The following is a 12,700-nucleotide window of genomic DNA, read 5'->3' as shown; positions in this document are numbered from 1 at the left end:
CGCGATGTTCGGAAGGTGGTGGTCCGGGCGGTGGCATCCCCGGCGTTCTGTTCAGCTGCGCAACCGGACGGGGACGCAGCCTGGTCCCCGAGGCCCGAAACCACCTCGCCAGATCAGCTCGGTGCTGGGGATCTGCAACTGGATGGAGGGGAACGCGCGGAAGAGGGCGGGCAGTGCCGTCGCGGCCAACCGTCGTGCGAGCGACTGACCGGGGCAGCGGTGCCTGCCGTCGCCGAACGCGAGGTTCCTCTCGGGCCGCCGCTCCGCTGGAGCGCGTTCACCTGGAGCCGCGGGAGCGGTGGAAGAGCGAGCTGGTGCAACGAGCTCGCTGTTCGCCGTGGCGATGAGGACCATCACGGCGTCGCCCGCGCGAACCTGCTGTCCGGCGATCTCCATCGTCTCCGTGGCGAAGCGCCAGCTCGTGAACGGAATGGGAGGCTGCTGGTAGAGCAGGTCCTCGACGACCGCCATCGGGTCGCCGCTGAGCATCGCTTCACGCATGAGCGGGTCGTCGTGCAGCGCGACCACCGAGTGAGCCAGCATCTTCACCGGGCCGCCGGTCGCCGCGATCATCACCATGGCCAGGTTGGACGCGGCTTCCCGCCTGCTCACGAGCCCGTCGCGCACCGCATTCGCGAGACCTCCCAAGAGGTCGTCCGCACCCGCCACAGCGGAACCCTCCGCGACAGCCCGCGCCGCGGCACCGGTGACCTGCCGGTACGCGTCGATCATCGCCGGTGTGGTCGGGTCGTCCGGACCGAACAACAACGCCCCACCGGTCATGATGATCTCGTTGAGCTCCGGGCGGACGCCGATGACCCGGCCGATGACGTCGTTGACGAGAGGTACGGCGAAGTCCGCGACGAGATCGGCGGTCTCCTTGGCGGCGAGGGCGTCGACGTGGTGCCGGACTGTCTCGGTCAGCACGGTCTGCTTGCGGGCGACAGCGCTGTCGACGAGGTACCTGGTGATCACCCGCCGGATCCGCGCGTGGTCGGCTCCGTCGAGGTTCATCAGCTGACGCCCGCTCACCGCGGTGAAGTCCTCCGGCACGCGCCGGCGGCCGACGGCCTGCCCGTGGCGCGCGACCCTCATCGGATCCTTCGCCAGCCTCGGATCGCGCAGCGCGGCCTCCGCCTCGGCGCGCCGCGTCACGAGCCAGGCAGGAGCCTCACCGGGGAGCACGACGTGGTGGATGGGACCGCGCGCGGCCAGTTCGGCGAAGATCGAGGGGGCTGCCGCGCACTGGTAATCCTCCGAGTCGAGGGGCCGGAACGAGGTTTCCGCCGGCGTGACCGAGGTGCTGGAGGAGTGAGCAGGGCAACTGGGGGTAGACATGGGGTTGCCTCTCGCGACAGGAGCGTGGGGCTCGCGCAGCCTCTACTTCCGGGCGAACGTAGGTCGGCTCCTCCCCCGGCGACAACAGCGTGTTCCGCAGGGTGGACCATCGATTGCATTTCCTGTGGCAAAGGACTTGAAGGATGGTATTGGTGTCCTTTCGCGTGCGGTGCAGGGTGAACGACCACTTCCGGATCGCACCGATTCACTGTGCGCAGGCACACCACGCTGGTGAGCGTGCGGCGAGAACTGGGGAACGCAGTGTTTCGGCGTACGGCCGCTGTCGGCGATGGGACTGATCGACGCACCGCTGAGCTCGGCGACGCGAATCATCCCGCCGCGGTGCGGCTTCTACGAGGTGTCGGCGGCGGTGGGAGAGCTCACCGCTCGGTACGCGCACTGCGCGGACAGCTTCATCCTCATCAAGTACCACCGGTCGACGGGCACCACAGGTACTTCGTGTGTGTCGCCGTGGTGGCAGGTTCCGTTCTTCCCGGGACGGACAACACAAGGTCGTCAATGCCTACTACGTCACTACCCCGCCGAACCTGACCGGCCCACCCCACGACCGCAGGTGTTCGCTCGGTCAGCCGCGCGTCTGATCGACAAGCCCCCTGATCATCGAGTAGTAGCGGAACCGGAGCCCTGAGCCCTTCGTCCGTGCGAGTTCCCGGACTCGACGTACCGCGAACTGGTGGGTGAGCGCCGCGCGGAACGTCGGTTCGGCCACTCGCAGCGGGGTCTGTCAAACGAACGGCTCTGGCTCGTGGTCGGTGGCGACGTCGAGTAGCTGTTCGTCATCGAGGACGTGTCGGAGGACAGCGGCATGGTGGTGGTCACGGCCCGCACTCGGGATGTGGCCGTGCCGTGTCCGGTCTGCGGGCTGCGACGGCGAAGGTGCACGGGTATCACCAGCGGACGGCGAAGGACGTGCCGGTCGACGGCCGCCAGGTCGTTGTCCGCCTGCGCGTACGGCGGCTGGTCTGCCCGGCTCGCAACTGCCCGCGGCAGACGTTCCGGGAATGAAATGTCGGACTGCTGGAACGCCATCAGCGCCGCACAGTGGCTCGTCCGGCAGATCTCCTGTATGGCGCAAGAGTTAGGTGGCCGGGCGGCGGCCAGCCTGCTCGCTGTGCCCATGTCCCGCAGCACCGCGCTGCGCCGTCTGCGACGCCGGCCGTTGCCCCGGTTGACGATTCCGCGGGTAATCGGCGTAAACGACTTCGCCCTGCGCCGCCGCCAGCGCTACGCCATGATCATCATCGATGCCGAGACCGTCCGGCGTGTCGCGGTCCTGCCCGGTCGCGACGCGGCCACCCTGGAGTCGTGGCTGCGCGCACACCCCGCCGTCGAGGTCGTGTGCCGGGACGGCTCGGCCACCTACGCCGAAGCCGTCCGCCGAGCCCTGCCCGACGCGGTGCAGATCGGCGACCGATGGCACCTGTGGCGCAATCTGTGTGACAAGGTCCTGCTCGAGGTCCACGCGCACACCGGATGCTGGGTCACCGTCAACCCACCCCGCCCCGGCGGCGTTTACGAGCAGACCACCCGCGAACGCTGCAACAAGATCCACGATCTACTTGGTCACAGGTCGTTCTGCTCGGCTGCGCCCGCCGCCTCGGCGTGGCTCTGAACACGGTCAAACGCTACGCCCGCATGCCCGAACCACAGGTCCTGCGCACAGCCCCTGCTACCGCCCCACTTTGATCGACCCCTACCGCGACCACCTGCGCGTCCTCGTTCCAACAGGAGGAAAGCCCGGTTGTACAACGGTTTCACCGCCGCCATATTGGTGGCGATGATTCTCGAGCGCACAGACCAAGCCCGCTTCCGCCACTGCGAACGATGCGGCCGACTACTCACGCAAGTGCCGTTGCCAGGAGCGAGATGACCAAGCCGATGCGGTGGACCAAGTCATCGACCTGATCCACCGCGGGCGAGCAACAGGAGCAATGCTGGCACTGTGGCCTGTCGCCAACGGTACGGTCAGCTGGCGACGACCCGGACCGAGGTCCCGCTGGAACGGAGCTGATCGGCGAACCGGGCTGACCATTGGTCGCGGTAGGTGCCCAGTGCGACCTCGGCGAGGCGCAGCCGCTGAACGTCCGACGTGCCCGCCGGCGCGTAGATGTGGTTGGCGTCGCGGAAAAGCCGCTCGATGTGGCGAGCCGGATCGAGGCCGTACGCGGCGTGGATCTCCATGGCCGTGCGTGCACTGTCCAATGAAGACTCGACATTGATCAGCTTCGCGCTGATCAGGTCCGGGTCGCATGGCATGCCCCGGTCGAGCATGTGTGCCGCGTGGTAAGCCGTGAGGCGGGCAGTCATCAGCTGGGATTGCATCTGCCCGAGCTTTTGCTTGACGGTGGGAACCTCGCTCAGCGGGGCGCCGTAGCGGCGGTGTTCCATCGTGAACTGCACCGTCCGCTCGACGATCGCCTGGTGGATCCCCAGTGAGACGGCTGTCAGGTTGGGGCGGCCGTACAGGGTGCTCGACGAATACGCGACCGCAAGGCCGTCGCCCTCGACACCGAGCAGGTTCTCCGCCGGCACGCGGCAGTTCTGGAAGATCAGCTCGCCGAAACTGAAGCCGTGCAGGCCCATCGCCGGTTCGTACCGGCCGAGCGAAAGACCGGGTGCGGTGGACTCCACGAGGAAGGCGGACAGCCCTTTCGAACCCGGGCCTGTTCTGACGACAACTCCGTGCAGGTCACCGACATGACTGTTCCCGACGAACACTTTCCGGCCGTTCAGGACGTATTCGTCTCCGACGCGTTCGGCGGTTGCGGTCATGCCGAGAACGTGTCCACCGGACTCCGGTTCCGTCACGGCGATGGTCGGCATGCAACGACCGTCGCTCACGGCTGGCAGCCAACGCCGCTTCTGCTGCTCGTCGCCGAAGTGCACGATCTTGGCGACGCCGAGTTGGGATGCCTGAACCATGGCGCCCATGGCGCCGCTGACGCGTGACAACTCCTCGATGATGATCGTCTTGGCCAGGTGGCCCATGCCCATGCCGCCGTACTCGGGATCGACCGTGACGGCGAGCCAGCCCTGTCGAGCGATCAACCGGGACAACTCGTGGTGGATCGAACGGGATGCTTCCATGTCGGCCACGCGAGGTGCGACCTCGGCATCTGCGAACTTCCGAACCCTGCTGCGAAGCGTCTCGTGCTCAGGCGTGGTGAAATAGCTGGTCAGCTGCGCTGCGGAATTCACTTGACATCCTCTGAAATTGGGCATGTGCCACCGTTTTGCCTTGCTTGTGGAGCAAACAGGTTCGCTGCGGATGGCTTCCGTGCTGGAAGGCGGTGGGCCGATCTCGGCGTTGTGTGCAGCGCTGGGATGAACGGGTTACTTGTCGTCGCGGCGGACGGATCCTATCCACTGGTGAATCCCCGTGTTGCCTTCGGTCAGCGATTGATTCAGTGTCGGAAGAATGTTCGATCGAACAAGGGTGAGTATCCTTTCGGCGGCGCGATGGCAGCTGCGACCAGCGGGTATGATGTACGTTATACAGATGTCAGGTCGGCGTGAAACTGCCGTTCCGGCTGTCGGAACGTTGCCGATTTCCAGTTTCGGCGACGCTTGTCGCCCGACCCGCTGTGCGCAACCATCGTGATTTGGAGAGCTGCGTTGGTTGTGTTTTTCGCGCGGCGGAGGAGTGTGGTTGAGATGGGGTGGTACGGCCGGAATCGGTTTCCGATGACGTGCTGGAGTCGCAGTCAGGCCGGCTCGCACAGCTCCTCTGAACTGTTCGGCGTTGATGCGACCACCCCCATCGAGTTGCCGCATTGCCGGTATGACGTTCTGCCGCTGCGCCAGTCGACGGGTTGAGCGACCCGACGCGCAGGCATCCCGGTGTTGTGACCCGGCGGCCCCGGGTGAGTTCGGATTGTGTCTGCGCGACAGAAAGTTGGAGGCTGCTCGTGCGGCATCCATCGTGAGTGCCAGTTCCGCGGCTCGACACGCTCGTCGCCATAGGCCACCCAAGGCGTCGTGTGAAGCCTTCAAGCCGTTCGGGCTATTGCCGCGTTGCGACGTTCGGCCCTAAGTTGCGGTAACGCCGGTTACCACAAAGGGGTCCACCGATGCAGCTCCGAGCCGTGCTCACCGCCGTTCTCCTGTTGTTCGCCCTGGTCACGCCTGCTGCGGCGGCGGCTCCTGGTGAGCTCCTCAGCAGCCGGGAGGTGGCGTGGCACCCGGAGCCCCTTCGGCTGCTGCCCGCGCCGGTGAAGGCCTACGACATCCGGTACAGCTCGACGTCCGCGACCGGCACGAGCACCGTCGTGTCCGGCATGGTGCTCGTCTCGCCGTTGCCGTGGAACAACGGCCCGCGCCCGATCGTGGCGTACGCGATGGGCACGCAGGGGCTGGGCGACCAGTGCGCGCCCTCGCGGCAGTTGCAGAACGGCACCGAGGTCGAGATCGCCTTCCTCTCCCGGGCCATGCTCCACGGCTGGGCTGTCGCCGTGACCGACTACGAAGGCCTGGGCACGCCGGGAGACCACACCTACGCGGTCGCCCGGTCGGAGGGACGCACCCTGCTCGACGTGGCGCGGGCGGCGAGCGGCATCCCCGGCCTGTCCGCGGACGCGCCGGTCGGCGTGTTCGGCTACTCGCAGGGCGGGCAGGCCGCGTCGGCCGCCGCCGAGCAGTGGAAGTCCTACGCGCCTTCGCTGAACGTCGTCGGTGTCGCCGCCGGTGGCGTGCCGGCCGACCTCAACGCGGTCGCGAAGTCCAACGACGGCAACGCCGGGTCCGGACTCGTGTTCGCGGCGGCCGCGGGCTATGCCGCCGCCTACCCCGAACTGCCTCTCTCGTCCGTGCTGAACGCCCGCGGTCAGCAGGTGATCGACAAGATCCGCGAGTCGTGCGTCGCCGAAATCGCTGTGGTGGCACCGTTCACGCGCCTCAACTCGCTGACGACCACGCCGGACGTGATCCTGGACCCGTTGTGGCAGCGGAGGTTGAACGAGAACGCGCTCGGCGCGGTCAAGCCCGCGGCACCCGTGTACCTCTACCACGGCACGCTCGACGAGCTGATCCCGTTCAGCGTCGGGCAGAAGCTGCGTTCGCAGTGGTGCTCGCTCGGCGCCGACGTGCAGTGGACGCCGCTGCCGCTGCTCGGGCACGTCGCCGCGGTCAGCGCCTGGGGCACGAACGCGGTGGACTGGCTCGGCGAGCGGTTCGCCGGGCGGGCCACGCGTCCTGACTGCTGATCACCGCGGCCGCGGGGGAGCGTCGTCAGGGGAGGCCAGGCGGCGGGAACCGCTTGCGGAACGTGAACCCCTCCGGAGTCGGCCCCGCCTCCTTCACCAGCGCGAGCTTGGCGAGCCCCTCCTCCGTCGTCGGCCGGTGGCCCGCGGGAACCCACCACATCACGTCGAACGCGCTGTCCGGCTCGAACCACCGCGCGCTGCGCTTCACGGCATCGAGGTGCACACCGCCGAAGGTGAACGCCCACAACGACTCGACCGACTCCCAGACGCTGAGGTTGTACGCCTCGCGCATCGGGTCGAGGCCGAGCCGGACCAGATCGGACATCACCGCCTCGGGACTGGGCCGCCACACGAAGCCGGGCGCCTCGCGCGCCAGGCCGTCGATCACGTCGATCCGGCTCGCGAAGCCGCGCATCCGCCAGTGGTCGAACGGCCACCGCCCGGTCGAGATGTTCGCCTGCGCCAGCTGAAATCCCCCCATGCGTCCACTCTGACATGATCGGGCGCATGAGGTGTGTGGTGCTGGACGACTACCAGGGCGTGGCTCTCGCGAACGCCGACTGGTCCGGGCTCGACGTGAGGGTCCTGCGCGAGCACCTGGACGACCCGGCCCCCGAGCTCGCGGACGCCGAGTGCGTCGTGGTCATGCGCGAGCGGACGCCGTTCACCGCGGAACTGTTCGCCCGCCTGCCGGAGCTCCGGCTGCTCGTCACGAGCGGCATGCGCAACGCCTCGATCGACCTGGCGGCGGCGCAGGAGCACGGCGTCACCGTCTGCGGCACCGGGAGCCTCAAGACCCCGCCGACCGAGCTGACGTGGGCGTTGATCCTCGGCCTCGCCCGGCACCTGGTCGCCGAGAACGCGGCCTTCCACCAAGGCGGGCCGTGGCAGAGCACCGTCGGCGTCGACCTGGCCGGCCGCACCCTCGGCCTGCTCGGCTTCGGCCACCTCGGCCGGGCGGTCGCCCGGGTCGGCAGGGCGTTCGGCATGGACGTCGTGGCGTGGAGCCCGAACCTGACCGCCGAACGGGTGGAACCGGAGGGCGTCCGGCTCGCGCCCGGCCTGCACGACCTGCTGGCGCAGAGCGACTTCGCGTCCGTCCACCTGGTGCTGGGCGACCGGACCCGCGGCCTGGTCGACGCGGCCGCGCTGGCGTGCATGAAGCCGTCGGCGTTCCTGGTGAACACCTCCCGTGCGCCCATCGTGGACGCGGCGGCGCTGCTGGAGGCGTTGCGGGAGAACAAGATCGCCGGCGCGGGCCTCGACGTGTTCGAGGTCGAGCCGCTGCCGCTGACCGACGAGCTGCGCACGCTGCCCAACGTCCTCGCCACCCCGCACCTCGGCTACGTCACCGAGTCGAACTACCGCACGTACTTCCGGGAGGCGGTCGAGGACATCCGCGCGTTCGCCGAGGGCCGCCCGGTTCGCCGGCTCGCGTAACAGGAGCGGCCTCCCGGCGATGGACCGGTCAGGAGGCCCGCTGTGGACGCTGAGCTGGTGGTGGTCACGGGTGCGACCGGACGGCAGGGCGGTTCGGTCGCGCGGCACCTGCTCGCCGCGGGCAGGCGGGTGCGGGCGCTGACCCGCGACCCCTCCTCGCCCGCGGCCCGGCGGCTCGCCTCGGCCGGCGCCGAGGTGGTGCGCGCGGACATGGCGTCCTCCGAGTCGCTGCGGGCCGCGTTCGTCGGCGCCCACGGCGTGTTCAGCGTCCAGAACCCGATGACCAGCGGCTTGAACGAGGAGGTCCTGCAGGGACGCGCGGTCGGCGACGCCGCGGCCACGGCGGGGGTGCGGCACGTCGTGTACGCCTCGGCCGGGCCGGGACTGCCGGGCACGGGGGTGCGCCAGTGGGAGAACAAGCTCGTCGTGCGCGCACACCTGCGGTCGCTCGGCCTGCCGCTGACCGTCCTGCGGCCGATGGCGTTCATGGAACTGATGACCGACAAGGACTTCTACCCGCCGGTGTCGATGTGGCACCTGATGCCCCGGCTGATCGGCGCCGACCGGCCGCTGCTGTGGTTCTCGGCCGACGACGTGGGTGCCGTGGCGGCCCGCGCGTTCGCCGAACCGGACCGCTTCATCGGCACGGACCTGCCGTTGTGCGCCGACGTGCGGAGCATCGACGAGTGCCGCGCGCTTTGGCGGGAGATCCGCGGGCGACCGCCGCGGCGCTTCCCGATGCCGGAGTGGCTGTTCCACCGCGTCGCGGGCGACGACCTGACCCGCATGTGGCGCTGGCTGAGGACGCACCCGGTGCCGTTCGACGTCGCCGCCACGAGGGCGGTCGTGCCGTCCGCGCGGACCGTGCGCGAGTGGCTGGTGCAGCGAACCTACCCGTAGTAAGTTCGCCCGCATGACCCCGGACGCCACCGCGCACATCGACGTCGCCGCCTCACCGCAACGAGTGTTCGACCTGGTCAGCGACCTGCGAGGCCTGAGCGGCGTCGCCGAGGAGTACGCGGGCGGCAGGTGGCTGGGTGGCTCCGGCCCGTCGGTCGGAGCACGGTTCCGCGGCGTGAACCGGCGCGGCTGGCGCGTGTGGCCGACGACCTCCACGGTGACCGACTGCTCCGCGACCCGGTTCGCGTTCGAGGTGAGGTCCCTGGGGCTCGCGGTGTCGCGCTGGCAGTACGACATCGAGCCGATCGCGGGCGGCTGCCGGGTGACGGAGTCGACCTGGGACCGCCGGCCGGGGTGGTACGTGCCGATCACACGGTTGGCCACCGGGGTGAGGGACCGGGCGGTGACGAACCAGCGGAACATCGAGGCGACGCTGGAGCGGTTGAAGAGGGTCGCGGAGTCGGCCTGACCGCGTCGCCGCGGGGGAGCGGCGTCGAGCGAAGCGGTGACCGCGCGTCATGAAACCTCTGTGCCTCAAAGGAACCCGCCTGCACAAGCCGGTCTCGTGAACGTCCACGAACCTTAAACCGATTTAAAACCCTTTGCCCCCAGCCGAATTTTGAACCCGCCCCGTGACCTCCCCGTAGTCATCGGTACAACACCGATCCACCCCGAGGAGACACAGAATGGGCGCTCGACACCGCAAGCCCGCCATGATCGGCGCGGGTGCCGTGCTCGCGGTCGCCGCTGTCGCCGGTGGCATCTTCGCCTTCAGCGGCACCAACTCGAACGCGGCCGAGGACTGCGGCGGACTGGACCAGGCGCTGCGGAACAACCTCACCTTCATCGCCGGTCAGCAGGCCAACCCCGACGCCCAGTCGGACGCCCGCATCGCGAACCGCCAGGCGGTCGTGAACCTCATCAACCAGCGGCGTGCGGCCGCCGGCTGTGGTGGCAACGTCCAGGCGCAGCCCGAGAAGGGCCAGGCCGCCACGTCCGGTGAGGACTGCGGCGGGCTCGACAAGGCGTTGCAGAACAACCTGAACTTCATCGCGGGCCAGAAGGCGAACCCGGACGCGCAGTCGCAGGCGCGCATCGCGAACCGGCAGGCCGTGGTCGACCTCATCCAGCAGCGGCGCAAGGCGGCGGGCTGCGCGGGTGACGGTGGCACCGGCAACGCCAACCAGGGCAACAACAACACGGGCAACGGCAACGCCGGCAACGGCAACCAGGCGACGGCCCAGCCCGCTCCCCAGCAGCCGGAGGCCGGCCAGGGCAACGGTGGCGCGTCCGGGCAGCAGGTCTGCGCCGGCTCGACCGTCACGCTGTCCGGCGAGGGCGGCGCGCCCGCCGCGTCGAGCGGTGAGTTCCCGATCGGCACGACGCTCAAGGTGACGAACCTGGACAACAACAAGTCCACCACCGTGAAGGTCGCGTCGGTGTCCGGCAGCTGCGCGCTGCTGAACAACGCCGCCTTCGAACAGGTGCGAGAGCCCGGCAAGTTCCTGATCCGCCGGGCGCTGATCGAGAAGATCGGCTGACAGTCCACATCGGACTACCGGCGCAGGACGGCTGTTCCCCGGGGCGCAGGGGGAGCAGTCGTCCTGCGCGTTCGGCGATTCCGCGCGATTGAGGAATACCGACCGGTATTCGATCTCCCTGTGGTCAGGACCGCGGTCGGGGTGAGACCTTGAAACGGTCCCGAACCCCGATCGCGGAGAACGCCACGTGACCGAGAAAGCCGCGGTACCGTCCATCTTCCGGAACACGGCGTTCCTGCGCCTGTGGACCGGCACGACCGCGTCGGGCCTCGCGATGTGGGCCCTGCCGTTCGTCCTGGGCCTCGCGGTGCTCGAACGCTCGATCACGGCCGTGGAGCTCGGCGTCGTCCTCGCGACCAGAACGGTGGGCTTCCTCGCCGCGGTGCCCGTCGCCGGTGTCCTCGCCGACCGGCACTCCCGGCGCGGAGTCGTCTTCTGGTCCTGCCTCACGGCCGGGCTCACCACCCCCGTGATCGCCCTGGGGATGGGCCACTCCCTGCTGCTGATGGCCACGGCGGCGACCGTCGTCGGCGCGGGTCAGGGCGCCTGCCGCCCGGCGTTCCAGGCGCTCGTCGCCGAGGTGGTGCCGGAGTCCGGACGCCAGCAGGCCAACGCCGCCACCACCTTCGCCATCAGGGTCACCACGCTGGTCGCCCCCGGCCTCACCGCTCTCGCCGCCCTGCTCGTCGACGCCCGCGCCCTGCTCGCGGTGACCGCGGTCCTGTGGCTGGGCGCCGCACTCGTACCTCCGAAGGGGAGCACAGCGACCAAGGCCCGTGCCCAGCACCGGAGCTTCGCGAAAGGCTTCGTCACCGACTTCGCCGACGGCCTCGGGGAGGCACGCCGCCACCCGTGGATGCTCGGCGGCCTGGCCGCGCTGACGGTGATGATCGCCACCGGCTACTCCGCGACGGCCGTCGTCCTGCCGCTGGTCAGCAGGGACCGCTACGGCACCGAGGCGGTGCTGGCCGCCGCCACGACCGCGTACACCGTGGGCGCGCTCGTGGGCGCGGTGCTGATCGCCCGCTGGCGGCCGCGGGCGGCGGGCTGGGTCGCGCTGGCCGGGCTCGCCTGCTACGGCCTCATCCCGCTGGGCCTGCTGCTGCCGGTGCACCCGCTCGCGCTGATCGGCGTCTACGTCGTGGCGGGCGTCGGCATCGAGCTGTTCAACGTCCCCTGGTTCACCGCGATCCAGCGCGAGGTCGAGCCCACCAGGCTGGCCCGCGTCTCGTCGCTCGACTTCCTGCTGTCGTACGGGCTGGCACCCGCCGGCCTCGCGCTCATCGCGCCCGCGATCGAGGAGTTCGGCGTGAGCGCGGTGCTCGGAGTCTGCGCGGTGCTCTGCTTCGCCGTTCCCGCGGCCGCCGCGCTGATCCCGTCGTCGCGCGGCTTCCGCGCTAGGACCACGACCAGCTGAACCCGCGCACACCGGGCCGCACGTTCAACGCCACGTCCAGCAGCGTGCGCCCGGGAGCCACCTCGGACCCGTCCGCGAGCTGGACGACGGAAGCGGGAGGGGCACCCTGGAACGTCACCTCGAGCACGTACTCCCGCGTCGGCAGGCGGAACTTGCGCTCGTAGTTCGTCGCGGGAGGACAGGGCGCCTGGTTCACGAGCTCGTGCTCGATCACGACGCTCTCACCCTTGCGCAGCGGCCGTTCGAACAGCAGCTCCGCGACCAGCAGCCCCTCGGCGGGCTCTTGGACGACCCGTCCGACCGTGCAGTTCTTCAGGGCCTTGACCAGCGGCGACGGGCGGTCGTGGTCGTCGGCGTGCAGGATCACGACCCACCGGTCGGGCCCGTTCATCGACGCTGACAGCACCTGCCGGGAGCGGAACACCCGTTCGGTGCGGTCCGCCCCGATCGTCACGAAGTCCTGCTGGCTCACGCGCAGCAGCTGGTCGTCCCACTGCGTGTCCAGGTCGTGCAGGGCGTGCTCGACGGGTGCGGGGACCGGCCAGAACGCGGACACCGGCGCCGGTGCCCTGCGCAGCCGGCGGCCACGCGGGTGCGGGGGACCGAGCAGCTCCGACAGGTGGCCGGGAGGCACCCGCAGGATGTGCTCGAGGTGGACGACGGCCTGCAGCGACTTCTGCCGCTCGGGCCGGCTGCGGCCGGTCTGCCAGCAGCTCAGCGTCGCCATCGAGACGGAGACGCCGTTCTGCGAGAGGTGCTCGCGCAGGCGCTCCAGACCGAGACCGCGATTGGTGATCGCCGTCCTGAGCGCCTCCGCGAACTCGTCCACGCAGATCACGCTA

Annotated in this window: 11 protein-coding genes and 1 pseudogene; 8 read left to right on the top strand and 4 right to left on the bottom strand. The window is 69.6% G+C overall.

Annotation, left to right across the window (positions count from 1 at the left end):
* Positions 1 to 51: 51 nt before the first annotated feature.
* Positions 52 to 1,338, bottom strand: coding sequence for a cytochrome P450 (locus tag V1227_RS11565; protein WP_329792513.1), 1,287 nt, complete (start codon positions 1,336 to 1,338; stop codon positions 52 to 54).
* Positions 1,339 to 1,627: 289 nt separating this feature from the next.
* Between V1227_RS11565 and V1227_RS40630 the strand changes: the two genes are divergently transcribed.
* Positions 1,628 to 1,987, top strand: a complete 360-nt coding sequence (locus V1227_RS40630; protein WP_442916486.1) for a DUF6355 family natural product biosynthesis protein — start codon at positions 1,628 to 1,630, stop codon at positions 1,985 to 1,987.
* 141 nt (positions 1,988 to 2,128) lie between these two features.
* A pseudogene (locus V1227_RS11560) lies at positions 2,129 to 3,074 on the top strand (ISL3 family transposase); the annotation flags it as partial.
* 250 nt (positions 3,075 to 3,324) lie between these two features.
* On the opposite strand, the gene V1227_RS11555 reads toward V1227_RS11560, so the two are convergent.
* On the bottom strand, positions 3,325 to 4,557 hold the full coding sequence (locus V1227_RS11555) for an acyl-CoA dehydrogenase family protein (protein WP_329792512.1): 1,233 nt from the start codon (positions 4,555 to 4,557) through the stop codon (positions 3,325 to 3,327).
* An 872-nt stretch (positions 4,558 to 5,429) separates the two neighbouring features.
* Between V1227_RS11555 and V1227_RS11550 the strand changes: the two genes are divergently transcribed.
* Positions 5,430 to 6,560, top strand: a complete 1,131-nt coding sequence (locus V1227_RS11550) for a lipase family protein (RefSeq protein ID WP_329792511.1) — start codon at positions 5,430 to 5,432, stop codon at positions 6,558 to 6,560.
* Between the two features lie 25 nt (positions 6,561 to 6,585).
* Here the strand turns inward: V1227_RS11550 and V1227_RS11545 are convergent, their stop codons facing one another.
* A complete protein-coding gene (locus V1227_RS11545) occupies positions 6,586 to 7,041 on the bottom strand; it encodes a DUF3291 domain-containing protein (RefSeq protein ID WP_329792510.1) in 456 nt (151 codons plus the stop codon).
* Between the two features lie 26 nt (positions 7,042 to 7,067).
* On the opposite strand from V1227_RS11545, the gene V1227_RS11540 reads away from it, so the two are divergent.
* The 5 genes from V1227_RS11540 (at position 7,068) to V1227_RS11520 (ending at position 11,858) form a co-directional block, all read left to right on the top strand.
* A complete protein-coding gene (locus V1227_RS11540) occupies positions 7,068 to 8,000 on the top strand; it encodes a D-2-hydroxyacid dehydrogenase family protein (RefSeq protein WP_329792509.1) in 933 nt (310 codons plus the stop codon).
* 42 nt (positions 8,001 to 8,042) lie between these two features.
* Positions 8,043 to 8,900, top strand: a complete 858-nt coding sequence (locus tag V1227_RS11535) for an NmrA/HSCARG family protein (protein WP_329792508.1) — start codon at positions 8,043 to 8,045, stop codon at positions 8,898 to 8,900.
* Positions 8,901 to 8,913: 13 nt separating this feature from the next.
* The gene (locus V1227_RS11530) at positions 8,914 to 9,369 is read left to right on the top strand and encodes an SRPBCC family protein (protein WP_329792507.1); all 456 of its coding nucleotides are present in this window, start codon (positions 8,914 to 8,916) and stop codon (positions 9,367 to 9,369) included.
* Between the two features lie 451 nt (positions 9,370 to 9,820).
* Positions 9,821 to 10,441, top strand: coding sequence for a hypothetical protein (locus V1227_RS11525; RefSeq protein WP_442916529.1), 621 nt, complete (start codon positions 9,821 to 9,823; stop codon positions 10,439 to 10,441).
* Between the two features lie 274 nt (positions 10,442 to 10,715).
* On the top strand, positions 10,716 to 11,858 hold the full coding sequence (locus V1227_RS11520; RefSeq protein ID WP_442916528.1) for an MFS transporter: 1,143 nt from the start codon (positions 10,716 to 10,718) through the stop codon (positions 11,856 to 11,858).
* Here V1227_RS11520 and V1227_RS11515 read toward each other — a convergent pair.
* A complete protein-coding gene (locus V1227_RS11515; protein ID WP_329792504.1) occupies positions 11,839 to 12,687 on the bottom strand; it encodes an XRE family transcriptional regulator in 849 nt (282 codons plus the stop codon). The two genes, V1227_RS11520 and V1227_RS11515, sit on opposite strands and share 20 nt — an antisense overlap.
* Positions 12,688 to 12,700 lie beyond the last annotated feature (13 nt).

Origin of the sequence: Lentzea sp. DG1S-22, from assembly GCF_036321065.1 — a bacterium.
In the GTDB taxonomy this organism is placed as follows: Bacteria; Actinomycetota; Actinomycetes; order Mycobacteriales; family Pseudonocardiaceae; genus Lentzea; species Lentzea jiangxiensis.
The sequence above is the reverse complement of the archived record's forward strand: the minus strand, read 5'-3'. Positions and strand labels throughout refer to the sequence as shown.

Coding starts and splice junctions, on each gene's coding strand:
- V1227_RS11550 (WP_329792511.1), top strand. CDS start 5,430: ATGCAGCTCCGAGCCGTGCTCACCGCCGTTCTCCTGTTGTTCGCCCTG.
- V1227_RS11540 (WP_329792509.1), top strand. CDS start 7,068: ATGAGGTGTGTGGTGCTGGACGACTACCAGGGCGTGGCTCTCGCGAAC.
- V1227_RS11520 (WP_442916528.1), top strand. CDS start 10,716: ATGTGGGCCCTGCCGTTCGTCCTGGGCCTCGCGGTGCTCGAACGCTCG.
- V1227_RS11530 (WP_329792507.1), top strand. CDS start 8,914: ATGACCCCGGACGCCACCGCGCACATCGACGTCGCCGCCTCACCGCAA.
- V1227_RS40630 (WP_442916486.1), top strand. CDS start 1,628: ATGGGACTGATCGACGCACCGCTGAGCTCGGCGACGCGAATCATCCCG.
- V1227_RS11545 (WP_329792510.1), bottom strand. CDS start 7,041: ATGGGGGGATTTCAGCTGGCGCAGGCGAACATCTCGACCGGGCGGTGG.
- V1227_RS11565 (WP_329792513.1), bottom strand. CDS start 1,338: ATGTCTACCCCCAGTTGCCCTGCTCACTCCTCCAGCACCTCGGTCACG.